This window comes from Phyllobacterium trifolii (assembly GCF_014192095.1).
GTDB classification, from domain to species: Bacteria; Pseudomonadota; Alphaproteobacteria; order Rhizobiales; family Rhizobiaceae; genus Phyllobacterium; species Phyllobacterium trifolii.
The window spans coordinates 74,101-99,293 of record NZ_JACHXN010000007.1 but is presented as its reverse complement, the minus strand read 5'-3'; the positions used below and the strand labels follow the sequence as shown (position 1 = coordinate 99,293).

Sequence of the window (25,193 nt, the reverse complement as noted above, 5' to 3'; positions counted from 1 at the left end):
GTGAATTGATCAACGGCGACCGATTCAAAACACTCATTGGACGCGGAATCGCAAAGAGACGATTCTGGCACCATGATTGCCCAGCCCTATTATCTTTATGTCGAGCGGATCGATGCCGCGAAGAACATGACACGGTTTTATGCGCTCTCGATTCAGCCGACCTTGTTTGGACAAGCATCGCTTCTGTGATGCTGAGGCCGCATCGGTTGCCGCGGCCAGCATAAGGTTCATGTGTTCGAGCATGAGGATGAGGCCGTTGAGCTGTATCTCGAATTGCTTTCCGAAAAGCGCAAAAGGGCTATCGCCCGCGCACAAGCTGCGGAAACCCAGGGAATTCGGCGCGGTTTGCTGCGGCAGCACAATGACATCGCCCCGATTGGCTGTCACTCATTCCGACATTGATGACAATGCGGAGATTGACATGACGACAACAAACGAAATTGCCGACGAGCTTGCAACCGCGCACGGCCTGACCAAGGTTCAGGGAAAGGCTGTGGTTGAGGCAATGATTGCTGCCATTACCGAGGCGGCGATTGCCGGCAACGAAACCAGCCTTCCCGGCTTCGGGAAGTTCAAGGTGAAGGATACGCCAGAGCGCGAAGCGCGCAATCCGGCGACCGGCGCGACCATCAAGGTCGCGGCCGCCCGGAAGCTGGCGTTTACGCCAGCCAAGGCGCTGAAGGATGCGCTCAACAAGTGAAATTGGAAAAGCCCCGCTCGGAGCGAGCGGGGCTTTGTTGCTTGTTCAGCGGCGGGTGTTGCGCGACCAGATGAGCTGCAGACCTTCCTGGCCCTGGACTTCGGTGAGCGTCGCGTAGATCGGGGCAGGAAAGCTCGGATCGTCAAGCTTGACCGAGATGTAGTCACGCTCGGTTTCCCGGGCCTGTTTCTGCCAGCCTGCACCGAACTCGACATTGCCGGCAAGGACCCGGAAGTCGGGAGCGTCTTCGGAGGTGCGCTCGACCCGGACGATCTTTGCCTTGACGTTGAGGTTGAGGGTCTTGATGGTACCGGAAAAGCCGTTTTCCGAAGCGGTGAAAGAGCCGATTGTTGCCATTGTCCTATTCCTTTTCAGTTGCTCGGGCCGCGCCCATCGCGGCCTCGATGGCTGTCGATCAGACCGGGGGCGATCGGCCCGCACCTGAAAAGGCCGAAACGAAGTGGAGGACGGCCACGGGCCAAGGCTTTCTTGTTTCGCGAGGAATGGCGGTGTAGCCGCCAGGGGAAGAAAACGAGCCGGCCGTTGCGGATGCCGATCGAGCCGAACAGCGTGAGGCGGCCTTCGGTCAGACATGCCCCATCGAGACCGCAGTGGACGCGCCGTGCTCACATTGAAAGGAAAGGCATGGCGACATTCGGCGTTGCTCTGCCAGCGACAATGCCGCGATATTGATTCCCCGCCTCCCCTGAAGTATTAAGATCAACGTCACGAGCGCGCGACCCCCGCGAGCTTTCGGGCCGCAGCCGCCTGTTTGACGGTGCTGGCGGTGGCCTTGAGAAAGGCGGGGCTGAAGCTGCCAATCAGAATCGTCCGCGCCGTTCCGGATCGCCAAGCGCCGGGAGGAGCACCAGACCCCCTCCCTGCGAAAGCTGACCTAGCACATACGTCTTGGACGATGACTAGGCTGCATCACGTCGTGGCTCCGACTGCAGATCGTGAAGAAAAGCGACGGATCGTTGCGCATGGGCCGCGGCCTGAACAATAAAGCGCTTGTCATTCTTCAAGACCGAGAGCCACGAGGCGAGGTAGCTGGCGTGGTCCGGACGGGGTTCCATCTCCGGCACGATGCCGAGGTCCGCGGCGATAAAAGCGGCACCGAGTTCGGCGATCAACTCTTCCCGGGCACGCTCCGTGCGATCTTTTGCATACTTTGCAAGATCGCGGTTCAGCCGGTGGCTCGCTCCAGCCCAATGCACGCTTTCATGCGCCAGCGTCGCATAGTAGCTCTCGACGTCCCGAAACGTCTCGATTGGCGGCATCTGGATCAGATCCGGGCCCGGCGCATAAAAGGCCTTGTCGCCGCCCTGACGGACAATCGCGCCTGTCTTCGCGAAGAAGGCATCCACATGCGCGATCCTGTCGACCCGTTGAACAATCCCATCGCCAGACGCATCTGCGTATCGGTCCCCGAGGCCGTCGATCTGCTCAACGTTGAACACGCTGTAAGCTTTCAAAAATGGAATGTCGCGCTCGATCTCATGTCCCTCTCTATCGGTTTCCGTCCTGCTGGTGCGGTTTGCGTAGACCACCATCGAACTTGTCTCGCCCTTTCTGACACAGGCGCCGAGCTCCTGCGCCTGACGAAACGTCATCCAGGTCGACGAGGCATAGCCGCGGGCCATGGCTTCAGACCAGAGAAGCAGCACATTGATGCCCGAATAGGGTTCGCCGTTATGGCGCAATGGCCGGGACACGCGACCGGTCAGATATTTGCTGTTCCAGGGCTGAACCCAAGGGCGGACGCCCTCGTTCAATGCTGCAATCATCTTGTCGGTGATGCGCGTATAGATATCCATCCGCTGCTCGCTGGTCCTTTTATCCTTATTCATCGTCCTGTCCTCACTTTTTGCAAACCGCGCCAATCGCGGTTCGTCACGGCGGTCGTTGAAGCGGCAGGCGGAGGCGGCGCACCCGCTGAGAGAAAAGCTTGACCGTTGGAACCTTGGCGGACGGGCCGAAACGAAGTGGAGGACGGCTTGGCCGTTGCGACCGTCGATCTCCGGCGACGCTAGACCGCTCACCGGGATGTACCGTGATCGGCGCGACTGGCTTTCAAAACGAGACGAGCCGGCGCATAAAAAACGCGCCGGCTCTTGTCGGACGAAGGAAGGGGCTTCGTCCCCTTCGGTTCAATCGAAGGCCGACATCTGCAGCGACGCGGCCTTCTGGTCGATCGACGGCGCCGCGACAGCGGACCCGGCGCGTTCATAGGGCTTCCAGGTCTCGCCGGTGATGTCTTCGTAAGCCGAGACGGCACCTTCGGCTGCCATGCGGAGCACGTGCGCCTGCAACCCCATGTCGGCGGCAAATTCGCGCTTGCGTTGCGCCCGGCTGTCGAAGCCGACGGGACCGTCGAGATCTTCGTTGCGATCGTCATTGGAGAGCTTGGTGGTCAGGTCGCGCGCCTCGGTGACCGCGCGGCTGTAGAATTGTCCGGCGCCATAGGCGGAGCCGACGAAGGAGCCGACGATGCGCTGCATGTGGATCTGCATGGCCTTTTCGGCGAGGCCTTCTTTCAGTGCGTCGGCGCTGTCGATGAGCTGGCTGCGGTGAAGGTCGCGAATGCCGTCGCTGTCGACGATGGCAAGGCCGAAGCTTTCGCAGATGCGGCTTGCCTGGGGCGCGTCGGGGCACGCAAGGCGGACCATTTCGAGGGTGGTGGCGCGTTGTGCGGCCGGTCGGGTCTTGGAGGAGCGGTTGAGGGATGTCATGGTCGATGTCCTTGTGCGTGGTTGAGCAAAGCCCGGGTCTGCCGTTTTCCGGCACCGTCCCTCGGGTGCGGTCGACACGAACCGGGCAGGCGGCCTGGCCCAAGGTCAGGGCGATGCGATCGAGCGGGGTGGGGGTGCGGAGGATGCGGGCCGCGTCGCGGTCTGCAGCAACCGCGGCCGCGCCTTGCGAAGAGCGCATCGATTCTGCCGCTGCGCGGCGCGGAACGCGGCCTTTGACCAGGCCGACGTCTGGTTCAGACCGCAGCAAGCCGAGGACTGAGCCGGAAGCTGCTCGACGGCTTTGCCGGTCACCACGGCATCGCGCATGTCCGCCGCGACACACGGCCATCCGCCGCAGAACCGGCAGGCGGCGGGTCCTCCGGTTGTGCCCTAACGCGCAAACCGATGTGTCACTGCGGTTCGGCGGGACTGTTGTGCACAAGGCGCTGCATGGTCCGGGTAATGCCGCCGCAACGCATGAGGATCTGCGAAAGACAAACCGGCCCTGCACCAGCATGGTCTTCAGCCGACGGTTGCGGCGGTCGTCGGCTTGCCTCTGCGCCGGCCTCAGCGCGTGGCCGGTCCTGGCGTGCCGAGCGCTCTTTCCGGTTCGACGCCGCATCTCACGGCTCGCCCCAGCCAAGCAAGCTCGATGGCCCCGTATATTGGCGGTCACGGACCTCCTCGATCACGAACCGAACGCGCCGATGTCGTAGAGCGCCTCGTCGAACAGCAAGCGTCGTTGTTCGCCGGCCGGCGCGCGAAAACCGGTCGATCGCCTGCCGCCGAGCATGGCGATGCATTCGACGAATGCCTGGATGTTGCTTGGACTGGATGGCCAAGACGACCACCGATCGGCGTTGTCGCGGTCGAAGCGGCTTCGGTCCTTGACGCGGGACTGTCCGGGCTCCCAGAACCCGACCATGTCTTGCCTCCAGGCCTGAGGGTAGACTTGCGCAAGATGTCGTCAGCCTGGCGTTTTTCGATAGCGGCGAACAGTGCCGGAAAGGCAGTCGCCACCGCCCCCCAGGTGCTGGCAGAACAAGGCGGTCGGCAAAATGTTCGACCACGCCCGCGCGGGTGTCCTTCAGCTTGCTGCGGCCTGGAACACCGGCAGTTTCCGCCACGGCTTCCAGCGCAGTGCGCCAACAGGCATGGGACGAACTCCTCGCTCGCCATGTTGGGCAGGAACTGGCCAGCGGCTGCCGGCACTTTCTCAATCTCGGCGAGTTGCCTGCATTTTTGCGCCAACTCGCGGCGTCACCGCCACCGACAGATAGAATGCATAATCACCCCGGCGCGCAACGGCATGGTGGCGTATCGGTAGCGCGCAACGCTTCATTCCAATCTTCAGCCCAGGGCGCGAGGCGCAACCAGTCGCAACCAGCTTCATCGGCGATGCCGCGCAGGCGAGTGGCAAAGGTCTCTCCCTGACTGTTGGCATCGGTGGCGGCGACGATCCGGGCGCAGGGACGCGCGGCGAGCACGCGAACCGCCGCTTTCGTCGTCGGCGACCATCCCCCGCCGGTGCTGAGATAAAGACTGCCCTCCCGCAACCCTTCGAAGGCGGCAAGGCTCATTGCGTCGATTGCAGCTTCCGTGACACACAGACGAAGTGCGCCGGGGGAGCCAAACCGGAACAGTACCTTCGAACCCCCGCTTGAGAAGCCACGCCAGTCGGGACCACGCTCCTCCCACCCGGTGACCACACCTTCATCGTCGACGTGGGCTGCCCACATGCTGCCGTATGGGCCCTCCCGCAGCATATTACGACGGATGGCTTCGCGGATGATGGTCTCCGGCAGGCATCGTTCGGCGTGCAGATAGCGCCACGTCATCGACCCCCTCCATGGCTTGCGCCGGTTATCCCACCGTTGCGGCATGGAACTGGTGGGCACTGAATCGCGGGGCGGGCGGTTGCAGACCGGCTCTTTGGACATGATACCCACGAACGAGGCGACACGGTCAAGGGCTGTAACAAAGGACACCCCGTCGAGGCGTTGGGCGAGACGGAAGACGTCGCCTTTCGCGTCGGACAGCGGATCGAACCACCCCCTCCCCTCATGGATGACGATAATGATTTCCGCCCCGCGCCGGTATTTCACTGCCTTGCGGGTGCTTTCCCTCACGTCGACAGCAAAGTCGGCCTGCTCCAGCACGACGGCGCACGAGACGCGGTCCCGCAGTTCTTCCAGTTCTTCTCTCTCCATGCTTCCACCGGCGCTTGTGCGTCCGCCTTTCTTTACAGATTTCTCTTTTCCCGCAGTTTGCGGCACCGTTTCGGCGGCCCGCGAAGAGCAAAGGCGGCAAGGGGGCGGCTGAGGAGCTGCAGAGCTGCATCTTGTGCCAACCGGCCGCTCCAGCCGCGGCGAAGCTTCCCTTGCCGCCTGCCGCTCGCAAGCGGCACCCGAAAAGAAAAATGCCGGCTCAACGAGCCGGCCCGGGATCGAATGTGTGGACGATCTTCAGATCGTCTTCATCGTCGAGTTCGTGGCTCGGAAGGATGCTGAATTCTTCGCCGGACCTGAAAAGCGTGACCGGAACTATAAGTGTGCGGGCGAGTTGGAAGGCGTGGTTCTGCGCAAGCCGAAGATTGTTATTCCTGCGAGGATCGCGCATACGGCGTCAAGACTTAGACCGCACGTTTTCGCCAGCGGCCGAACGCCATCATCGGTGGGGTGGAGCTACGCAGCGACGTGGAAATAGTGCGCGCCGTTGCCAATGGATGCCTTAACACTCCGCAGGGAGGAACCGGCACAGCTCACGATGACGGCAACATCCGCCAGTGCCTGATCAATCATCCGGCCTCATCAAGCGCAAAAACTCGCGACTTCGCAGCGCGTTCGAAGGCGATCCGGGCAAAAAACTGCGTCGCTGCGTCCTGCGAGCACCAAAGGCGTGGCATGAGCTGTAGCATGTGCGCCATGCCACCGGTTTGGCTAAGTCGCTCCGAACAACTATAGTGCGGGGAACCGCTTGTTCGCCCAGTTGGCAACGTAATCGTAAAGATTGCGCGTTGCATTATCGTAGGAAACACCGGTTTGCTCCGAGCAAGGTTTGCATGGCGTCATCCCGTGAACCGCGCCTTCAACGACGACGAAATCCTTGTCTTTGCTAGCCGACAGATCGAAGATCGTCTCGCCGTCCTTGATGAAGTAATGCCCGCCCATCGCCATAACCAGCATCGGCACGCTGATCGATTGGACGGCACACAGCGTTGAATTGTTGCTGGAGCAGATATCGATGTCGTTAAGCGCATCCTTGGATCGGATGGCATTCGCACTGAGGAACGATTTTACGGTCAAGAACAATGCGCCGCCGTTCAGGCTCGTATCGACCTTGGCATTTTTAGGCGTCGAGACGCGTACGGAATGGACGACTTCCCTCGAGATGGAACCGTCGTTCTTCAACAATTTCTCCGGTCGCTCCGTGCAGCACCAGACATCCGTGGAAATATCAGAAAGTCTTGCCCTGTCGCGGAAGGCGATGAAAGGTGCATCGTCGCCGCGCTGATCCTTTCCGGATTTGAGATCGGCTTGCATTTGCTGGGCCTTGTCGATCAGCCGGTTCATACGCCCCGACTGCGCCTTGGAGTAGCGATCGATGAATTCTGCCGAATAGTGTGAATTACCTTTCGCGTTGAAGCCATTCTGCGGACTAAAGGGATCGAGGGCGGGATCAAGATCGTCAGGTTTGCCTTCGTTGGTCACGGCCGGATTGAGGCTACGCAGCGTATTTATGGTGTTGCCGGGATGCGCATCGAGAAGAACCATGCCGTCAGCCTTCGGCAGAGCGGCGACATCGTCATTGCTGCATTTGGAAAGCTTGTGCGGTCCGTTGCAGTAGGATGGTCCTTTTTCTGCCACGGCCTGATAGTAGGTCGTGCTCGGACCGCCCCCCGAGTGGCCGATCAAAATCACGGCCTTGATCCCCGGCTGCTGTTTGAGAAACTCCACGCCCTGCTTGATGTCGAGGGCGATTTCCTCGAAATTGACAGCAGCCTCGTTGTTGTCCGAGCGAGGGTTCATGCCAAGCACCATGAAACCACGTTGCGAAAGTTCCTTGGTCGCGATCATGCTCATGAAATTTGATGTACGGTGAATGGCAAGAAACGCCACTGGCGACGTCCTGCCGGAATCCGGCCTGTAGAGCGCTCCCTTTGTGGCGCTCGGAGAAAACTGGATATATTCCGGATGGCTTTGTGCCCGGGCAAGGCCACAAGCGGTCAAGCCGGCGGCAAGCACCAGGGCGAACTTCAGCATTCTATTGATGAAAAGCATGTGTCTCCTCCAAAAAATCGCCCAAGGCAAGTTCCATCATTCAGATCTGGGTAATGGGATTCCAGCAAACGGAGCGTTGATCACATCGAGGCCGCCGACGTCACTTGTTGTAAAGCGCATCGATAAAGCCGCTCTTGTCCAATTCGGTAACGAAGCTGGCATCGTAGAAATGTTCAGCTTCGTAGCGCCGCAATTCACGGTGGTTGAAGAGGCTCTTCACGAGCTTGATGCCGTCAACCGCTGGATAGGGCTTTTCCGGAGAGGCGACGACCTGCGCGTACATGTCGTCCTGCTGTTTGGTATCGTGAATGCCGTACCATTTTGCGAGCGCCGTCCGGACGACGTTCTCATCCGATTTCATCAGCGCGTAGGCTTCGATCGTCGCCTTGACGAAGCGCATGGCGGTGTCGCGATTGGCGGCAAGCCACTTGCGCTCGACATTGATCCCTGAGCCGGCCAGCGGGATATTGTAGTCTGTCAGATTGACGAGATCCTTGGCACCGTTCTTGTCGGCCATCGTATAGTAGATTTCACTACCGATAAACGCGTCAACCTCGCCTTGCTTGAGAGCGGAATAGGCCATGCCCTCACCCATCAGCGAGATGTCGTCATCAGCGCTCCAGCCTTTTTGCCGCAAGAATGCCAGGGCCATCAGATGACTGACCGAACCGTAGCTCGAATAACCGAGCCGCTTGCCCTTCAAATCATCAACCGAGCTCAACGCCTTTGAAGCGATGATATGGAAACGCGCTGTGCTGTCAGTGGTGGCGATGATAACCCGGTCGGTTGAACGAGCATCCGTGGTCATGGAAACTATCAGCGGACTGCCGCCGCCAATCGAGATTGGGGCACGCTCGTCCTCTTCATCCGTGCCGATGAAACTCTGAGGCACATTGATACCGCTGCGGCTGATGCGAGAGGCGGCATTCTTGGTGATGAACTGATGGATATGCAGATCATATTTGGCGTAGATTCCATTGTCAGCAGCGACAAGGAACGCGACTTTGTTCAAAGAGACATCGCCAAGCGCAACATCGATCCTTGTGAGGTCTTCAGCCCTGGATGCAACGACGGCCGATGTCGTTGCGACCAGGATCAGAAGGAAGCGCAAAACAGCTTTCATGATGACCTCCATATCATTTCAATTGCCGCGTTGACGCGAATGACGCTCGTGCTGGCTCGAGTGAGAAACCACATGGACGATCACATTTCTCTTCCACCGATCCGTTCCAACTTGTTCCACTTGTTCTTCTATACCGAACATCGGTCCATTTCTAGAAACGTATTTTCGTTTTGGACATCTGTCAACGCGGCGTGACACGCACTATGCGTTATTTGGCGATGTGATGGTTTACCGGTTTGGCGGATCAGATCTCATTCGTTGGGCGCCAGTGCAAGCTGGAATCGATATGGCATGTGACGTCCCGCAACTGGCGCGGGGTTAAGCTTGCAATCATAGAGGGAAAGACTTGCCCCCTGCTGTCCGTCTAGTCACCCTCGTCAAAGTTCCCGTCATCTGCATCTTGATCGTCATAATCCACATCCTCGCCTGCGTTGGCTTGTAGAGCGGATAGCACGACAACTGCGGGCACCTAAGCCATTCGCTGTTGAGATCGGCACGCTCGGTTCAGCGGGCCCTTCCTCATCGCGGCAAGGTTTTCCATCTTGTCGTTGCCCTTGACGGCATCGACAACCGAAAAGTTGAATAGCGCGGCGAAAGGCATGTTTAACTCATTCGAGAAATCGATCGGCGGACGAGACTAACGGACCCGCCCATACCCATCCGCGCTGGCACCCCACGGCATCCCTGTGCTAGGTGGAACTGCCGATAAACACTGCCATCGCGTAAAGTTCAGGATCCATTGTGCGCCCAATCTACCGAAAGAACTCTATGTTGCGCCGGTCTCAGGCGATGTGGGGAAACAGGCGGGTTTGGCGGCCGCGACTGGTGTTTTGGGCCGGGGCTTTAGCAATTGGTGTCATCAGTGTCGCTTTCTCAAAACTGGCCGATATTGCGCAACATCTCTTTCACGTCATGACCGGCACACATGGCTGGACGACATTTCTGCCGCTGATCATCACGCCGCTTGGCTTTGGCTTTTGCGCCTTTATGGCAATGCGGTTTTTTCCAAATGCCCAGGGGAGCGGCATCCCGCAAGCGATCGCAGCAAGGCACCTGACCGATGATGACGATCGGGCCCGTCTGCTCTCCCTCAAGATGGTCACCGGCAAAATTCTGCTGACCATCGTCGGTCTTTTTTGTGGCGCTTCCATCGGACGCGAGGGACCAACCGTTCAGGTCGGTGCATCACTGATGTTGCAGGCGGCACGCTGGGGTAAAATGGCACACGCGCGCGGACTAATCATGGCCGGATCAGCTGCGGGCATCGCCGCTGCATTCAACACACCGCTCGCCGGCATTGTCTTTGCCATCGAGGAGATGGGACGTTCCTATGAATCCCGTGCCAATGGTCTCGTTCTGACGGCGGTTATCCTGTCGGGTCTCGCCGCCATCGGGCTTGTGGGCAACTACACGTATTTCGGCGAGTCGGCTGGCGCATCGACCGGGTTTTCCGACTGGCTCCTGGTGATCATGTGCGGCGTTGGCGGCGGCGCCTTTGGTGCTGGCTTCAGCGCGGCCGCACTCAAGGCTTCTCGCAGGATCCGCCGCTGGGCGATATCAAAGCCGCTCCACCGGATGATCCTGCTGGCTGTCATCTGCGGATTTGCGGTTGCCTTAATCGGCATTTTGTCTGGCGGAATGACCTTTGGTACCGGCTATGAACAGGCTCGTGGCGCGGTGGAGGGGAACGCCCTGCCCTGGTACTATTTTCTCGAAAAATTACTGGCGGGTTTTCTGTCGATGGTCTCCGGTATTCCCGGCGGCATATTTGCGCCTTCGCTTTCGGTCGGCGCCGGTTTCGGAAGCGCCGTTGGACAATTGCTCGGCAGCAATATCGGACTTGCGGCAATCCTCGGCATGGCGGGCTACTTTGCCGGTGTCGTACAGGCACCGATGACGGCCTTTGTCATCATTCTCGAAATGACGGGAAGTCACAACAGCGTCATCGCGCTGATGTGCACCGCGATGCTCGGCTACGGCACGGCGCGGATGATTTCGCACGAACCGCTTTACCACGCCCTGTCCCGCGTCTTTATCGCTGATGCTATTCGGCGCAAGCGGGCGGAGCCAGCACCGCTGGCCGAATAAAATCCATCCAGCGCTTCAATCAGCCGAGGCGATAAAAATGCGCCAATGTCGGCAGAAATCTGTCCTCACACTATACCAATAAGGAGCGGTAGTTCCGCCAAGCTCTTGATGACTGCGTCGGGCTGTGCCGGCAAGCGATCAAACCGCTGATCGTAGCGATTGCACCATGCGACCTGGAATCCGAAATGCGACGCGCCAACGGCATCCCAGGAATTCGAGGACTGAAAGGAGATGCGCTCCTTGGCAACACCGAGCCTGTCAACGGCAAGCTGGTAGACGGACGGATGCGGCTTATAGACTTGGACTTCATCAACCGACAAAATAGCATCGAGGAAAACGTCGATGCCTGCATTGCGGCAGGCGGCTGTGATCATTTGAGGTGATCCGTTGGTCAGTATCGCCGTCTTTATCCCCGCTTGCTTCAGGATCTTCAATGTCGCGGCCACTTCCGGGAATGGATCGAGCGCGAGGTAGAACTGCATCAGTCGCTGACGCAATTCATCGTCGGCGATGGCAAGAGCTTCCATAGCATAGTCCAGCGCTTCGCCTGTCACTTGCCAAAATGGCGCATGGGCGCCCATCAGCGAGCGCAGCCACGTGTACTCAAGCTGCTTTTGACGCCATAGACTCGACAAAGCATCTGCGTTGTCACCGAGGGTGTCTTTCGCCCGCCCGGCAGCAGAATTAAAGTCGAGCAGCGTCCCGTAGGCATCGAAGACGCAGGCCTCAACGTTCTCAAACCTCGCTCCGCTCATTTCAACCCCTTTGCCTGATCCAGCTTCGGCGATTTCGATCACCGGAGCATACTAACTTGAACCCTTCGGGTCATCACTCACCGGTATATTTGCCGCATGACGGATAAATTCGTCCCTTTCCATTTTTTGCTCCTCTTTCTTGTGTTTATAGATCGCCCCACTATGGGCCGCCAAGGATAAGTTGGACCTTAGTCCGAGCCATCATGGGTCCTTGGTCCGTAGTGGCACCGCCGTTTTGAGAGTATTTTAGGAACGCTTGGTACACCCCCGTGCCTGGCGGGGCCTGCTAGAAGAGGCATCGTGCTTCTTTTTCACCAGCAGCCCCCTTCCGACGCCCGATCCTCCGGTAATTTGCGTTCCGGAGGTTCGGGTGCTTTTCCTTTTGTTAACCATGCAAGCGCACGCTTTTGAATGCTGACCATAGTGCCCACCGTGTCGGCACCCGGCCTGCCCTTCACATTGTGTATTGCGGTAAATCGCGACGGGCTCTGGTGCCCTCAGAACTTCACCCTGAACCCCGCAGTGCCATTGACACTGTAGCTGTCAGCGAAATTGGACAGGCTGGTGTTGATGGATACCTCGCTGTAGAGCGAATATTTGTCGTCATTCCAGTTATAGCTGCCGCCGGCGCCGATACCGCCCCAGGTGCGGTCATTGGCCGTGGCGAAGTTCACACCGGAGACATCGGTCTCGTTGCCATCGAGGAACTCATAATAAAGGTTGGCGATGCCATAAAGATTGGTGCGGGTCAGCTTGCCGGCACCATCCTCCCAGGCATTCTGGTAATCGGCGGAAAGCCCGACCCTGCCCTTGAGGCTGTCGCCGCTGCCAAACGACACGTCGGCGCCGAACGGGTCGGTGAAGTCGTCGATATCGACATTGGAATAGGCAAGCTGCGCCTGCGGCGTCAGGGTCCAGCTCTGGTCAAGATCGATCCGCTTGCCCGTCTCAAGGCTGAAGGCATAGCCGAAACCATTGTTGCCGTCGGTAAGGCTGGTGCCGAGCGTATCGGAGGTCAGATCACTGTCATACCAGGTCGCCTGTGCCTGCCCGTCGACATAAAAACCGTTCTGGCCATACCATGTCAGCGTGCCGCCCAGTCCATAACCGTCGGTGTCGATCGAGCCATCACCGAAGAACGAGGTAATGTCGGCCGAGGCATGGCCATAATGGGCGGTAAGACTGCCGATGAGCTTGCCGGCGTCGCTCTCGTAGAACTGGCCGTCGATGCCGGTTGTCAGCTTCCAGGTGTCGATATCGTAATCAGCGTCCGTGGTCGAAGTCCTTGGCTCGAACTTGCCATGGGCACCGTCAATCCGTGCCCAGATGCCCCGCGCATCGGTGACGGTATCGCCGCCTTCTGAAGGCATCGGGGCGGCTTCAACTGTTCCAGGGCCATCGCCTTGTGCAAGTGCGCTGTTGCCTGCGCCGGCCCAATAGCGATTGCCGACACGCTGCTGCAGGCTTGAGACACCGTTGAGGCTCTGCAGCACCTGTGCATAGGCTTCATAGAGAGGCGCACCGGGCTGGTAGATCGGACCGCCGGGTTCTCCAGGATTTTCGGGCTCGCCAGGTGCGGTCGGCGATGTCAGCTCGGAACGCAGATACCAGTCACCATCGCTCGGCGTGCTCACGCCATTCTTCTGCAAGGTATAGCCATAGGCTCCGGCAACGACCGCCTGTTCGCCATTGATCACATAATCGCCGAGCAGCGAGAATGTGCCGCTCGACGCGCCGCCGACATCGACGATCTTGATCCCCTCGACCGTCGCCGCACCAGTCCCGCCGACATTGATCACCTTGACATTGGTACTGCCCGCCGTGTCGCCGGTAACCACCAGCCGGTCTGTCGGCGAGGCATCGCCGCCAAGCTCGGTTTCTATCTCCAAAGTACCGCCGTTTCCGGTGTAATTGCCTGCCACCGTTAGCGTGCCAATGGAATTGCCCGGCGCTATAGTGCCGGTGTTGTTGGTATCGCAGACCGTGCCGATGCCTTGCAACCGTCCGCCGGCCAGCACATTCACATCACCGCACAGGCTGCCATTGACGGCAAGAGTGCCGGCGTCAACCGTGGTTGTGCCGGTAAAGCCGGAACTGTCTCCCGTCAGGTTTGTCAGGCCCGATCCCACTTGATGGATCTCTCCCGAGCCGGAAATTGTCCCGGCGAAGTTCATGCTGTTCAAGCGATTGAACGCAAGGGTGGCGTTGTTAACAACATCGCCGAGTATGGAGCCGGACGTGCCGCCGTTGCCAAGCTGCAGCGTCCCGGTCGAGATTGTTGTCCCGCTGCTATAGCTGTTGCTGCCGGTCAGCACGGTCGTACCGCTGCCAATCTGGTTCACTGTACCGGAACCGGAGATCGTTCCGGAGAAAGTTTGCGCATCGCTGCGGTCGAATGCCAGCGTGCCGTTGTTCAGCACGTCTCCGGCAATGCTGCCACTGGTGCCGCCGTCACCAAGCTGCAGCGTGCCGGCTGAGATCGTCGTTCCGCCGCTAAAATTATTGCTGCCGGTCAGCACCAGGGTCCCGGCACCCGTCATTGCCAGCCGGCCGCCGCCTGCGATATCCTGGTCGACGTTGAATGTGTTGGCCGCGTCGGCGATGTCGAATCCGCCGCCATTGGCGCCCCAATTTATCGTCCGATCCGTGCCAGTAAAGCCTGTGCCTGTCACCTGCAGCGTGCCGCCCTCAAAGTTGAGCGCACCGCTCGCATCCCCGAGATTGCCATCGGACGATACTGAAAGAGTTCCGGCGTTGAGGAACGTGCCGCCCGCGTACGCGTTGGTTCCGCTGAGCACTGTCGTGCCGCTGCCGATCTGGCTCACAATACCGGTGCCGCTGATCGTTCCTGCAAAGGTCATGGCATCGGTTCGGTTGAAGGAAAGCGCTGCGTTATTCGTGATGTTGCCTGTGACAGAGCCGCTCGTACCGCCATTTCCGATTTGCAAAGTACCCTGCTGGATCACCCAGTCGGTGGTTGCAGTGCCCGTGCCGGTCAGCGCCCAGGTGCTGCTGCCTGTCTTCTCGAACGTGTCAAAATTCTGATATTGCGGGCCGATGGCCGACACATCGAAGGTGTCGTTCGCTGCCCCGCCGAGGCGCAAAGTGTCAGTGGTTGCCGTTGCATTTGCAACAACATTACCGTTAATGACAGAGCCCGACTGCAACTCCAACGACAGCGTGCCCGTCGTTGCTCCAGTCATCCATCGAATTGCATCGACCTGTCCTGCTCCAGCGCTGATCGTGCCGCTGTTGATTAGGTTCAGCGATGCTGTGCCTGGCCGAACGATGATGGCAGCCGCTCCCACACCGCCCTCGACAGTCCCATTATTGATAAGGGGCATTATCGTCGGCACCCGCACGTGAATGCCAGCACCGTTCGCATTAACACCGTTAGTCGGGCCGTCCCCGCCGCGAATCGTTCCATTGTTGACGAACGATGTGGGTCCGACACCGGTGGTGCCGAGCTGCACGCCGGATCCGCCATCAGCATCCAGGCTGTTGCCGCCCACAATTACACCGTTGTTGATCGCGGACACACCTGTCCGCATGATGAGGCCACTTCCTGCAGTGCCGGCGGCGGCGTTCCCGCCAACAAAGTTGCCCTCCAGCGTGACTGGATCACTTGTTCCGCTATCTGTAAGAAAAAGAGCACCGTTTCCGGTGCTGATGTTGCCGGTGAGAGTGAAACCCTGAGTGTCAATCGTGATGGGCTTGGAGGGAGGAAGTAGGCTCGTAGACGAGCTCATCAGGATGTCCCCCGCCAGGATGATTGTCGCAGTGGCGTCTGGATCAGCGTTCGCCGAAAGGACCGCCGCACGCAGCTCCGCTTCATTGGACACCGTATATTCATCCGCAGATGCTTGCGATCCCAGGGAGAACGCCAAGGCCGAAGTGCACACCCCCGCGAGGAGCGCACTGCGCTTGTCCAAAATCCTACTGCTGATACTTGTTGCCACCGACCTTACCCCATATCCCTATACCCGAAGTCGCAAGCTATGGGATTCGATGGATACAACAACAGGTTGTAGAGGCAAAACTTCAGCGTTGCTTAAGAAAACTTGAATCTGTTGCAGCGCAGCAACGAAAAACTCTTCAATATTGAATATTGGCTATCTGAGGTTGCGGAAGTCAGCCTCGTCGTGCACCGTTCGGGACGAGCTAAAGCGCCCCTCCGCGAGTTGTAATCAGTCGGGCATTCAGCGGATTCAGAAATGTCGCCAAAACCGCACGAGAGAGATAGGCAACGACAGCACTCGCAGAACGCGAATCCTCCTTTGACAATGAAGGCGACGAAGGCCAATACAAGACCCGCAATGAATAGAATGCCTGAGATTTTTCGATCTTCTTTTCCAGATCGTCAAAGCGCTTATTTACGTTTACCGACTCCGGTTCATCGACCGTTCCGCCATATCAATCCTTGGCTGCCCTAACACCTTAGCCGCGGCCGAAGCGGCCATTGCAAGTCCGCTACTCGATATCGCTTCGATGAAAGGAGCTGAGGGTCCTGGTTTCCATTTCTGGCAGCCAGGATGTGACCTTGTTCGAAGTTGATGAGGCGGCCACGCGGATCCGCTAGGAAGTGGACGACGAAGCCAACATCATTCTGGGAGCCACGTTCGGCAAATGTTCTTGAGGGAACATTTCAGGTTCGGTTGTTGCATCGATCACGTTAATGGCGCAGACACAGTAGGTGCGTTTGGCAGTGGCAATGGGAACGTTTCGTTCTTGCCACTGCGCGCGCTGTAGCCAAGTGACCGCGTCTCCAATCAGGTTCTCGCTGTGTCTCGGTCGACTGTGACAATCCTGATGGTCCACAGCCCGATTGACGGCGAGCGTAGGCTCTGCGAATTTGTTGTGGGAGAGATCATGGCCATCGATTGGGTTCTAACGCTGCAGGAGCAGGCGGAGTTCGCCAAGCAGATCGCGGACGATGTTACACGAACGCTCGAGATTGCTGATTTGAGTACTGCTCAGGCAGTCAGGCTTTACCGCGTGGTCGAGCAAGGTGCCCAGACCTTCGATCGCATCCTTGACGAAATGGACCAGCACGACATTGACGATGACCTTGTCGGGGCGGCCGAGACGATCGCCGACATATGGACCAACCTGTCCGTCGCGACTGCGAACAAGCTTCGTGTCAAGCAGGGTCTTGCACCCATTGAGTTTCCGCCAGAGCTCACTGAATAGGAACGAGCCGGTTGATACGCTGCCGAGGTGGTGTTTGATGAAATGAGATATCCTTTGAGGAGAAAGATATCATGCCAATTCCAAGACCACACTATTCCAGAAATCATCCCGAGCGCTTTGATGCATGCCAGTTGGCGATTGAGGACAAACTGATAGAACTGGTCGGCCAAGCGTGGGACGTAGGCTGGCACAGGGATGAGATATTGTCGGCGATAATCGAAATAGCCGACAATCTGTCCTTGGCGCGGCGTGACGATATCGCGCTCGCGATAGAAACCCGGTTGGCGAAATTGATAAAGAAAAAGGATGTCTGAATTGGCTGACGCCAATGATCATCCCGCGCGTCTCATCGTTGTTGTCGCATTCAGCCGAGCAGACAATGGGCAACTTGTGCCGGCTTACGATCCGATGCAGTTCGACACCCCGGAAGACGCCACGCGAATGGCGCGCTATCTCGCGGGAAAATGTGTTGGCGTCCTGGCGTGGGTTCGCGATGTACAGCCTGATGTGGGAGGCTATGCGGCTCCGACGATCCTGTTTCAATCTGGCGACGTACCGGAGCTGGAATAACCATCAAGCTATCAAGATGACGTGGGAAGCAACCGTGCAAAACCTCGTCAAAATTGGGGCGGCCAAAATCACCCGGTGTGATGAAGCTGCTATTCGCCTGCGCCGACCCCAAAATCCGCAAAGGATATGGTTCTGGCCGAAGATCCGGGCTAGCCAGGAGCGAGCGGTCCTCCGTGCGGTGATGTCAGTATTCCGCAGTAAAGGCCGATCAAGGTCGTCGTGACAGCAGCTCGCATTGCTCACGCGTTCCGTGAGGGGTGTTTTACAAGCAAGAAAGAAGCTCTATGCAGGATGAGCGGTAAGTAATCGGTGTTGCGACAGAACCCGCTGCACGTCGAGACGTCCGGATGGAGTGCGGGGTCACTTCAGCCAACTAAATGGGTTGGCGACATTAACAAACGCTCGGTCTATACTCCATGAGGATCAAAAGGGCGCGCTCGTATCGAAGCCGTACCGGGTTCAGATTGGATCCACGCTTTGTCATGATCGACCTGCCTAATCTCGAAGACGCGCAAAAGCTTGCGCAAGCGATCGTCAACACCATTCCCGATCCCTTTCTCGTGCTAGACGATGAAATTCGGGTCCTTGCCGCAAGCCGTTCCTTCTACGAAAAATTCAAGGTCGACCCCGAGCGGACGCGGGGCCATTTGCTCTACTCACTTGGAGACGGCCAGTGGGACATCCCTGCCCTGCGCGATCTTCTCGAAACAATCATCCCGGAGAAGACAGCTATGGACGGCTTTGAAGTCGAACATGATTTCCCCAGTCTCGGGCGCCGGACGATGCTGCTCAATGCGCGAAAAGTGCTCTATGACGACAGCAGCCTCTCGACGATCCTACTTGCGTTTTCGGATGTAACCGATCGCCGCGCAATTGAACGCGAAAAGGAAGATCTCCTGCAGCAGACGGAAGAGCTTCTGCGTCAGAAAGATACGCTGCTACAGGAAATGCAACATCGTGTTGCCAATAGCCTGCAGATCATTGCCAGCATATTGCTTTTGAAGGCACGCGCCGTCACGTCGGAGGAAACACGGCTGCATCTGCAGGACGCGCATCAGCGTGTTATGTCGGTGGCAGAGGTGCAGCGGCACCTGCATACGTCGATAAGCGTCGACCAGATTGAAGTCGGGTCTTACCTGTCCAAGCTTTGCGCCAGTCTGGCGGCCTCGATGACGGGTGAAGACAATCCGGTCGCCATCGATGTGGTTGCGGACAAGGAATGGATCGGCTCGAACAAGGCTGTCAGCATCGGACTGATGGTAACCGAACTTGTGATCAATGCCATTAAATATGCTTTTCCAGTGGTTCGGGCAGATGACGCGATCGCTGTTACCTACGAAGTAGACAAGACCGACTGGAAGTTGGTCGTCTCCGACAACGGCATCGGCAAAAACACCGTTACCACCAGCGAAACTGCCGGCGGACTGGGGACTGCCATCGTTCAGGCATTGGTCAAACAACTTGACGCGAAGATGGATGTTGCCAGCAGCGCAAAAGGCACACGCGTGTCGATCACGCGGGCGACCTTCACGTCGCGCATGCCAAAGGCTGCATGAGCACAATCGGAACTAACGATGACGGCGACTGTTGTACGGAGATGGACAAATCCAAGTTTCCACCTCTGGCAATTGTGCTTCGAAAGCAAGTCGACCAATCCCCCTTCCGGATCGCCATGATGTCGCGCTTTACCATCGTCCCCACGACTGGAGTTTTTGCAGTACTCCTGATGCGCCTGGAGGAGAGTTAGATAGCGCACGCCCGTCTGGTGCGATAGCAACTTCTGCAACTTGTATGGCGCCGATTAACGCCCGAACGGCGTTCGACCCCACTATCCGTTTACGCAATTCTCACACGATGGTCAGCCAAACTAGATCGTTGTATCTACTTACCCGACTCCTTTGTCCCCATAGCTTGGTTAGCGGAACCCGGGCGGGAGGACCTCACTCCGATCTTCCAGACAGTTGATAGGAGTAAGGCCGTGGCATTCCGCAATCGAAGAAAAACGATTCGAGAGGCGGTTTCACGCCTTGCCCCACCCCTCCGGTTCTCAGACGAGTTTATGAGCCACAGCATTCCATTCGGCCATGGCCTAGCGGCAATGGACGAGGAAGCGGATCGGTGTACGCGGGATGGAACGGAGAGGTTGCGGACGAAATGCGCCTGGCCGTCGTAGGCTCTTTTAAGGCAGGATGCGCATAGGCTTGGTCTACGTAGGATCGTATTGCCGGAAAATCGCCGGCAGACATTGCCTTTGGTAGCCGAAACACGTTTGTCATCAAAATATCAGCAACAGTAAACTGTCCAGCGGCAAGCCGCTCACATGGGACCAGTACAGCTTCCAGGTACTTCAAGCGACGGAGCACAGCCGCGCAAGCAAATATCACCCAAGATAAGATGGCGAATGCTCATCAACCATAACCGCAAACGGAGCTGGCTTTATGCATGGAGCGGTCTTGCTGCACTAAATGTGCTCGAGGATCAGCTCTGGAGCATTAAGTAAATCAGCCATCGCGCCGGGGTCGACGGGTTTGCTGAAATGGTACCCCTGGGCCTCGTCGCACCCGTTGGCACGCAGGAAGGCAAGTTGATCTTCCGTCTCGACACCCTCTGCAATTACCATCATGTTCAAGCGCTGTCCGAGGGATATCACAGCAGATATGATGCTTCGATCATCCTCGTCATGTGCAAGGTTACGCACAAACGATTGATCGATCTTGAGACGTGTTACGGGCAGACATTTCAGCGTGCTCAGGCTGGAATAGCCCGTGCCAAAATCATCGATGGCAAAATGGACGCCCAGCTCTTGCAACTCTTTCATCGTTGCGATTGCCTGATCAACATTGCGCATCAACAGGCTCTCGGTCACTTCCAGTTCCAGATACTCGGCTTCAAGACCGCTTTCTTTCAATATCCGCCTCACCCGCTGCGGCCAGTCCTTTTCCTGAAATTGGAGTGCCGAAACGTTGACACTGACGCTGAGGTGCGGAAGCCCTGCATCCTGCCAGGCTTTGTTTTGCCGGCAGGCCTCGTTGAGGACCCAGTCCCCAAGCGGAACAATGAGACCCGTTTCCTCGGCGAGTGATATAAAATGAACGGGAGATAATACACCCAGAACGGGATGTCTCCAGCGAACCAAAGCTTCTACCGCGAAGATGTGCCCCGAGCGCAGATCGACTTGAGGTTGATAGTCGAGGTAGAATTCCGACCGCGCGATGCCCGAGCGTATCGCATCCTGCATTGCAAAGCGTTCGTGCGCTTTGGTATTCATCTCCGCGGTAAAAAACTGGAAGCTGTCCCGTCCACTATTCTTGGCCTGGTACATTGCCGCATCGGCGTTCATCAGCAACGCCTCTGCATCGTTGCCATCATGTGGAAAAGTAGCAACGCCCATGCTGCAAGTGATGTGGAATTCGTGGCCGTCAAGCGCAATCGGGTCAGTAATGGCTGCCCTGAGCTTGTGCAGGATTACAGAGATCGCATCGGTGCTTGCGGGCAGATCCACCAGCAGTATAACAAATTCATCGCCACCAAGCCGAACAACGGCATCGATCGGCCTCACGCAGCCCACCATACGACCCGCAACAATCTTGAGAAGCTCGTCTCCTGCCGTATGGCCCAGCCTGTCATTGACCGTTTTGAAATTGTCGAGGTCTACGAAGACCACCGATACCCATGGATTATGATTGTGAAGTTGCGTGTGCAACATCGCCTGGGTCAAACGATCCTTCAGCAAAATTCGATTTGGCAAGCCCGTCAGAGCGTCATGATTGGCCAGGAAAAATATCTCATCTTCGTTTTGCTTGCGCTCAATCGCGATGGCAGCAATCCTTACTACCCTTTCAGTGAGCCGTCTTTCAAAGGAACCTGGTTCCCTCACCTCGCCTGAATACAAGGCAAAGGTACCAAGGAGATCGCCCTGATGCGACAAAATTGGCGTCGACCAGCAGGAGCGCAGGCCGTGAGGTTGTGCCAAGTCCCTGAAGTTGCTCCAAAGTGCATCATTTGCGATATCCGCGACTATGACGCTCTCCCGCCGATAAGCTGCGGTGCCACAAGAACCCATGTTCGGGCCAATCGCGATGCCATCAATAGCGCGGGCATAGGTCCCCGGAAGACTCGGCGCGGCACCGTGCCAGAGGTGCTCTCCATCACTGTCAACAAGAAGGATTGAGGCAAACACGCCCTCCAGCTGCTCTTCGATCAGGCGCGTTATTTTGTCCAGGACATCCCTCAGAGGCGAGTTCATTGCGATCATTTCAAGTACAAGGCTTTGCTCGTCGCGAAGACGATCCGCCTGTCTACGAACGCTTATGTCACGCGATATCCCGACAAGTCCTATGATTTCGTTCTTGTCATTGTGCAGGGCGATTTTGGAGGTCGAAAGCCACTTTTTGCCTCCGGTGACTGCATCGACGACTTCTTCCTCCATGTCGATCATCGGGCTGCCGGATTGGATTATCGTCTGCTCGACTTCGAAAAACCTTGTCGCAAGATCGGCCGCGTGTAGATCAAAATCGGTTTTGCCAATCAACTCCTCCGAGTGGTCGTAACCGTGGATGCGCGCTACCGCTTGGTTTACAATAACAAAGCGATGATCCAGATCTTTCGCAAACAGATAATCGGGTACCTGATCTATCATTGCCCTCAGCAAATTCCGCTCTGCCGTCCACTCCGTGCTTGCAAAAAGGCCGTCATGGTTTCGCGCTGCCATCCCCCCGATCGTTGCGGTCAAACGATCGATCTGCAAGTCGCCGCTCTGGGGATTGGAACAGCCGGAACGTGTGCCATTTTCGTTCAATGGAGCACGGAGGAAAAGTCTCCGGAGCCAAGGCAATTGCATCCGGGTATAGTCATCGGCCACGGGGCTAGGGCCTTACGCCCGAGCGCGCGCGCACCGTTTGTTGGCGCATCTCTGTGCTAAAACCCATGGTGCGCTCCCGGTCCGCGGCCAGCGATGCGATCAAGTTGACGTCACGTTTTCCGTTGTTAAACAGCCGCATTACTTCACGTGCCAATCGGCCCGCGTTATGATTTCCATCATCCGATGCATCGAGCAGGAACATAGCCTGTTCATAGGCTGCCGACATGACGTGCCAGTTCACCTTGGTATATGCATCTTTGGAAACTGACGTTAAAATTTGAAATGACATGATTGCTCCCTTTGGGCGGGAGCTCAACTAATCTCTCCAGCGTCAGCGGCCGATCCAATGCCTGACGACAAGACCAGAGTCGTCCTTTAAGGCGAACAAGTCAACGTAAGTCATTAAATGCTGCATATTCCTTGGTTTAGATGAATGAAAAACAAGAACAGCGAAGACGAAATCAAGGCATATCCGGTTGTCCAAAGAACAGAACGCATGTTTCAATGACATGCCCGTCAACGCGGACCGACTTCATTGGCTTGCTGTTTTGATTTATACTCGGCCCGCGTGGAGAGCTTAAAAAGGTTCAGTCGCAACCACACGATAGTGAGCTAATCTGGATCGATGTAGTTATTTAACCGAATCAGGCGTCACCGTAGCTTCCCCGCGGAACCTGAGCGGGAGGACCTCACTCCGATCTTCCAACTGTTGATAGCAAGGCAGTGGCATTTCGCGATCTGGGGCGTTTAAAATAAGGGCTTTGGTTTGGCAATTTTAGTCGGGACGATTTACGGGTAGGTGCAGTGAAGCGCCTGCCCTTTCGGCCGCTGCTCTTAGGCGCTTGTCTCTGGTCCATAAGTTCGCTCGCTGGTCAAGAAGGACGGATGCCAGCAAGTGAGCATCGGTGTAGCCAATGCCGATGCTGAAAGACTGTGGCGATCCGCTGCGCTCCGGCGGCACGGAGCTGCCTTAGCATCGGGCATAGTTCCTCCGACCGCGATGAGACGCTTTCCCGACTCCACACGGACAAGCGTTTCCAACGCCTGGCGCACTAGGGCCGCAGTTTCATTTGTACCGGTCAACAACCTAGCCTTCTCCATAAGCGCGTCGTCGAGGTTAATAGTCGATCGCATGATGTAGCTCCCTAACTGAAGCGCGAAAAATAGCACCGTTGGTGATAAAATCCATGCCGTTGCAGCAACGCGTTCACTGATGTGGCATCGAAAATTTCTTACCCGAAGGGTCGAAGCTCAAGTGCTATTGACCATCTACATGCTGGCCGATCGAGCATGATAAATGTGCCGCTGCTGTGCCGAAAAACATCCGGTATGCTGCTTGTGAGGGTAGAAGCTGTCGGTCAGCACATGGCCCCGAAGCTGGCGTTTGGCGATCGTGGCGCGCCCGACCGCTATGCGCCCTCTTCAGGCCTGGATCCGGTAGCGGCTGCATCCTGAAAGCGGACATGCAAAAGGAGAGCACATTCACGGTTGACCGCATTCATCCGACCATATTTGCCGTTCTCGAGATTGTCGCAACCTTGCATGGTTGCAGACAGGGATACATTTGCGCATAGTCTTGCCCAACGATGCGATTGCCGAACTTTCGAAAAACAGGAAGTGCCCGTTGAAAGGAATAGACTTCAACGAGTTCAGGAACGGATGGCGGCTGGTGTTGGCCGGCTTGCTCGGAACGGCTTTGGGCATGCCCGCCATTCCGTTCTACACGATCGGCGTCTTTGCGCCGATCTTCGTGAAAGAATTCGGCTGGTCCTTCGCGATCATTTTTGGCGGTCTGTCGCTGTTGGCCGGTGCAATTTTCATCGTCGGTCCATTTTTCGCGACGTTGATCGACAGGTTTGGTGCGCGCCTGGTGGCGTCGATCTCGCTGCCGTGCCTGGGCCTGAGCTACATGACGCTCGCGGCATCGAACGGCTCTATCGAACGATACTATCTGTCGTGGCTGGCTATCGCGATCTTCGGGTTGGGAGCGACCCCCGTCGTCTTCACGCGGGTGATGAATAATGCGTTCGAAGAACGCCGCGGTCTTGCCCTTGGCATCGTGCTATCTGGCGCGGGCCTGTTCGCCTTCGTGGTGAAACCGCTGGCTCAGGTGTTGATAGAAACTGGTGGTTGGCGTGTCGCGATCTTGGTGGTTGGGGCAATGCCCATATTGATCGCGTGCCCAATGGTTCTCTGGGGCTTTGCCAGGTTGCCAAGTAGGAGCGCTGGCACGGAACCGGCGATGAGCAAGGCATCGGAAGGCATGACCGCTCGCGAGGCTTTCCAATCCCGCTATTTTTGGCTCTTGGCCATCGTCTTCGTGCCGATGTCGCTCGCTATCGCCGCGCCACTGCCCAACATCGAGAACATACTTCGCTCGCTGAGCCTGTCCCCCAGCGAAGTCGTTCAACTCGCCTCGCTCGTTGGAATAGCGGCCGTGGCCGGCCGACTGCTTGGCGGCATACTGGTCGATCGTTTCTGGGCGCCTGCAGTCGGTACGGTCATATTGACGCTGGGCGCGGTCTCCTGCCTTATCCTTTCGCTGGGCCATGTCAGCTTTCCCATGGCCTGCATAGCTATCTTGTTGCTTGGCCTCACTTCTGGAGTGGAATTCGACCTGATGGCCTATCTGGTCGCCCGCTATCTCGGGATGCGCAGCTATGCCACGACCTACGCCACGCTATACGGCATCTTCGTAGTCGGTGCTTTCGTGGGACCCAGCCTGTTCGGTTACGCGTTCGACAGCACAGGCACCTATTCGGGAATACTCAAAGCCTGTGCGCTGTTGCTCGCGGCTGGGGCGGCAACGATTCTTCTTCTGGGGCCTTATCCAACCCGAAAGACCCAGGCATTCGCCTGACGTCGCCAGGCGATCGCCATCTGCACCTATGTCG

The 25,193-nt window shown here is 57.5% G+C and carries 19 protein-coding genes and 4 pseudogenes; 10 read left to right on the top strand and 13 right to left on the bottom strand.

The genetic code is table 11. The annotated features are described in order from the left end of the window. Positions 1-72 precede the first annotated feature (72 nt). A pseudogene (locus FHS21_RS31525) lies at positions 73-402 on the top strand (WGR domain-containing protein). Between the two features lie 19 nt (positions 403-421). Beyond that, complete coding sequence (locus FHS21_RS12615; RefSeq protein WP_183662058.1) at positions 422-700, top strand: HU family DNA-binding protein; 279 nt, start codon at positions 422-424, stop codon at positions 698-700. A gap of 45 nt (positions 701-745) precedes the next feature. On the opposite strand, the gene FHS21_RS12610 is transcribed toward FHS21_RS12615, so the two are convergent. The 5 genes from FHS21_RS12610 to FHS21_RS12590 all read right to left on the bottom strand — a co-directional run bounded on the left by FHS21_RS12610 (position 746) and on the right by FHS21_RS12590 (position 5,642). Next, on the bottom strand, positions 746-1,057 hold the full coding sequence (locus tag FHS21_RS12610; RefSeq protein WP_114431863.1) for a DUF736 domain-containing protein: 312 nt from the start codon (positions 1,055-1,057) through the stop codon (positions 746-748). A 563-nt stretch (positions 1,058-1,620) separates the two neighbouring features. Then, positions 1,621-2,550: an ArdC family protein gene (locus tag FHS21_RS12605; protein ID WP_183662057.1), complete on the bottom strand. Its 930-nt coding sequence runs from the start codon at positions 2,548-2,550 to the stop codon at positions 1,621-1,623. A gap of 300 nt (positions 2,551-2,850) precedes the next feature. Further along, positions 2,851-3,432 carry a hypothetical protein gene (locus FHS21_RS12600; protein WP_183662056.1) on the bottom strand — a complete coding sequence of 194 codons (582 nt, stop codon included), beginning with the start codon at positions 3,430-3,432 and terminating at the stop codon, positions 2,851-2,853. Positions 3,433-4,120: 688 nt separating this feature from the next. Beyond that, complete coding sequence (locus FHS21_RS12595) at positions 4,121-4,357, bottom strand: hypothetical protein (RefSeq protein ID WP_183662055.1); 237 nt, start codon at positions 4,355-4,357, stop codon at positions 4,121-4,123. Positions 4,358-4,721: 364 nt separating this feature from the next. Further along, positions 4,722-5,642, bottom strand: coding sequence for a DUF3991 and toprim domain-containing protein (locus FHS21_RS12590; RefSeq protein ID WP_183662054.1), 921 nt, complete (start codon positions 5,640-5,642; stop codon positions 4,722-4,724). A gap of 244 nt (positions 5,643-5,886) precedes the next feature. Between FHS21_RS12590 and FHS21_RS31330 the strand changes: the two genes are divergently transcribed. Continuing rightward, a complete protein-coding gene (locus FHS21_RS31330) occupies positions 5,887-6,138 on the top strand; it encodes a hypothetical protein (protein ID WP_162702094.1) in 252 nt (83 codons plus the stop codon). A 251-nt stretch (positions 6,139-6,389) separates the two neighbouring features. On the opposite strand, the gene FHS21_RS12580 is transcribed toward FHS21_RS31330, so the two are convergent. Together FHS21_RS12580 and FHS21_RS12575 are read right to left on the bottom strand one after the other, a co-directional pair. Beyond that, positions 6,390-7,712: an alpha/beta hydrolase gene (locus tag FHS21_RS12580; protein WP_183662051.1), complete on the bottom strand. Its 1,323-nt coding sequence runs from the start codon at positions 7,710-7,712 to the stop codon at positions 6,390-6,392. Positions 7,713-7,812: 100 nt separating this feature from the next. Then, entirely contained in the window at positions 7,813-8,835 is a 1,023-nt protein-coding gene (locus FHS21_RS12575; RefSeq protein WP_183662049.1) for an ABC transporter substrate-binding protein, read from the bottom strand. Positions 8,836-9,603: 768 nt separating this feature from the next. Here FHS21_RS12575 and FHS21_RS12570 point away from each other — a divergent pair. After that, the gene (locus FHS21_RS12570) at positions 9,604-10,923 is read left to right on the top strand and encodes a chloride channel protein (protein WP_183662047.1); all 1,320 of its coding nucleotides are present in this window, start codon (positions 9,604-9,606) and stop codon (positions 10,921-10,923) included. Between the two features lie 65 nt (positions 10,924-10,988). Here FHS21_RS12570 and FHS21_RS12565 read toward each other — a convergent pair whose 3' ends face one another. Then, positions 10,989-11,678 (bottom strand): haloacid dehalogenase type II, encoded by a 690-nt coding sequence (locus FHS21_RS12565; RefSeq protein ID WP_183662045.1) that lies wholly within the window; start codon positions 11,676-11,678, stop codon positions 10,989-10,991. A 497-nt stretch (positions 11,679-12,175) separates the two neighbouring features. Next, on the bottom strand, positions 12,176-15,610 hold the full coding sequence (locus FHS21_RS12560) for an autotransporter family protein (protein WP_183662043.1): 3,435 nt from the start codon (positions 15,608-15,610) through the stop codon (positions 12,176-12,178). A 505-nt stretch (positions 15,611-16,115) separates the two neighbouring features. On the opposite strand from FHS21_RS12560, the pseudogene FHS21_RS12555 reads away from it, so the two are divergent. The 5 genes and pseudogenes from FHS21_RS12555 to FHS21_RS12535 all read left to right on the top strand — a co-directional run. Beyond that, positions 16,116-16,254, top strand: a pseudogene (locus FHS21_RS12555) (cell division protein FtsZ); the annotation flags it as partial. A gap of 293 nt (positions 16,255-16,547) precedes the next feature. Then, positions 16,548-16,868, top strand: coding sequence for a hypothetical protein (locus FHS21_RS12550; RefSeq protein ID WP_183662041.1), 321 nt, complete (start codon positions 16,548-16,550; stop codon positions 16,866-16,868). A gap of 71 nt (positions 16,869-16,939) precedes the next feature. Further along, positions 16,940-17,182, top strand: a complete 243-nt coding sequence (locus FHS21_RS12545) for a hypothetical protein (RefSeq protein WP_183662039.1) — start codon at positions 16,940-16,942, stop codon at positions 17,180-17,182. Further along, entirely contained in the window at positions 17,175-17,438 is a 264-nt protein-coding gene (locus tag FHS21_RS12540; protein ID WP_183662037.1) for a hypothetical protein, read from the top strand. The genes FHS21_RS12545 and FHS21_RS12540 overlap by 8 nt, the downstream gene beginning before the upstream one ends. Positions 17,439-17,920: 482 nt before the next feature. Beyond that, positions 17,921-18,994 carry a sensor histidine kinase gene (locus FHS21_RS12535; protein ID WP_183662035.1) on the top strand — a complete coding sequence of 358 codons (1,074 nt, stop codon included), beginning with the start codon at positions 17,921-17,923 and terminating at the stop codon, positions 18,992-18,994. Positions 18,995-19,899: 905 nt separating this feature from the next. Here FHS21_RS12535 and FHS21_RS12530 read toward each other — a convergent pair. From FHS21_RS12530 to FHS21_RS12520, 4 genes and pseudogenes are all read right to left on the bottom strand, one after another. Continuing rightward, positions 19,900-22,077, bottom strand: a complete 2,178-nt coding sequence (locus tag FHS21_RS12530) for a sensor domain-containing protein (protein ID WP_246411004.1) — start codon at positions 22,075-22,077, stop codon at positions 19,900-19,902. Between the two features lie 226 nt (positions 22,078-22,303). After that, positions 22,304-22,588: a hypothetical protein gene (locus FHS21_RS12525; protein ID WP_112532082.1), complete on the bottom strand. Its 285-nt coding sequence runs from the start codon at positions 22,586-22,588 to the stop codon at positions 22,304-22,306. A gap of 486 nt (positions 22,589-23,074) precedes the next feature. Then, positions 23,075-23,227, bottom strand: a pseudogene (locus FHS21_RS30650) (type II toxin-antitoxin system VapC family toxin); the annotation flags it as partial. Positions 23,228-23,241: 14 nt separating this feature from the next. After that, positions 23,242-23,433 (bottom strand): annotated as a pseudogene (locus FHS21_RS12520) (type II toxin-antitoxin system VapB family antitoxin); the annotation flags it as partial. 490 nt (positions 23,434-23,923) lie between these two features. On the opposite strand from FHS21_RS12520, the gene FHS21_RS12515 reads away from it, so the two are divergent. Next, complete coding sequence (locus FHS21_RS12515) at positions 23,924-25,159, top strand: MFS transporter (RefSeq protein ID WP_183662033.1); 1,236 nt, start codon at positions 23,924-23,926, stop codon at positions 25,157-25,159. The last annotated feature ends 34 nt before the right edge of the window (positions 25,160-25,193 follow it).

What these genes read in the sequence shown, in the direction of transcription:
- FHS21_RS12570 (WP_183662047.1), top strand. Translation starts at nt 9,604, where the DNA reads ATGTTGCGCCGGTCTCAGGCGATGTGGGGAAACAGGCGGGTTTGGCGG.
- FHS21_RS12525 (WP_112532082.1), bottom strand. Translation starts at nt 22,588, where the DNA reads ATGTCATTTCAAATTTTAACGTCAGTTTCCAAAGATGCATATACCAAG.
- FHS21_RS12575 (WP_183662049.1), bottom strand. Translation starts at nt 8,835, where the DNA reads ATGAAAGCTGTTTTGCGCTTCCTTCTGATCCTGGTCGCAACGACATCG.
- FHS21_RS12600 (WP_183662056.1), bottom strand. Translation starts at nt 3,432, where the DNA reads ATGACATCCCTCAACCGCTCCTCCAAGACCCGACCGGCCGCACAACGC.
- FHS21_RS12545 (WP_183662039.1), top strand. Translation starts at nt 16,940, where the DNA reads ATGCCAATTCCAAGACCACACTATTCCAGAAATCATCCCGAGCGCTTT.
- FHS21_RS12550 (WP_183662041.1), top strand. Translation starts at nt 16,548, where the DNA reads ATGGCCATCGATTGGGTTCTAACGCTGCAGGAGCAGGCGGAGTTCGCC.
- FHS21_RS12615 (WP_183662058.1), top strand. Translation starts at nt 422, where the DNA reads ATGACGACAACAAACGAAATTGCCGACGAGCTTGCAACCGCGCACGGC.
- FHS21_RS12535 (WP_183662035.1), top strand. Translation starts at nt 17,921, where the DNA reads ATGATCGACCTGCCTAATCTCGAAGACGCGCAAAAGCTTGCGCAAGCG.
- FHS21_RS12540 (WP_183662037.1), top strand. Translation starts at nt 17,175, where the DNA reads ATGTCTGAATTGGCTGACGCCAATGATCATCCCGCGCGTCTCATCGTT.
- FHS21_RS12565 (WP_183662045.1), bottom strand. Translation starts at nt 11,678, where the DNA reads ATGAGCGGAGCGAGGTTTGAGAACGTTGAGGCCTGCGTCTTCGATGCC.
- FHS21_RS12605 (WP_183662057.1), bottom strand. Translation starts at nt 2,550, where the DNA reads ATGAATAAGGATAAAAGGACCAGCGAGCAGCGGATGGATATCTATACG.
- FHS21_RS12530 (WP_246411004.1), bottom strand. Translation starts at nt 22,077, where the DNA reads ATGATAGATCAGGTACCCGATTATCTGTTTGCGAAAGATCTGGATCAT.
- FHS21_RS12590 (WP_183662054.1), bottom strand. Translation starts at nt 5,642, where the DNA reads ATGGAGAGAGAAGAACTGGAAGAACTGCGGGACCGCGTCTCGTGCGCC.
- FHS21_RS12610 (WP_114431863.1), bottom strand. Translation starts at nt 1,057, where the DNA reads ATGGCAACAATCGGCTCTTTCACCGCTTCGGAAAACGGCTTTTCCGGT.
- FHS21_RS12595 (WP_183662055.1), bottom strand. Translation starts at nt 4,357, where the DNA reads ATGGTCGGGTTCTGGGAGCCCGGACAGTCCCGCGTCAAGGACCGAAGC.
- FHS21_RS12580 (WP_183662051.1), bottom strand. Translation starts at nt 7,712, where the DNA reads ATGCTTTTCATCAATAGAATGCTGAAGTTCGCCCTGGTGCTTGCCGCC.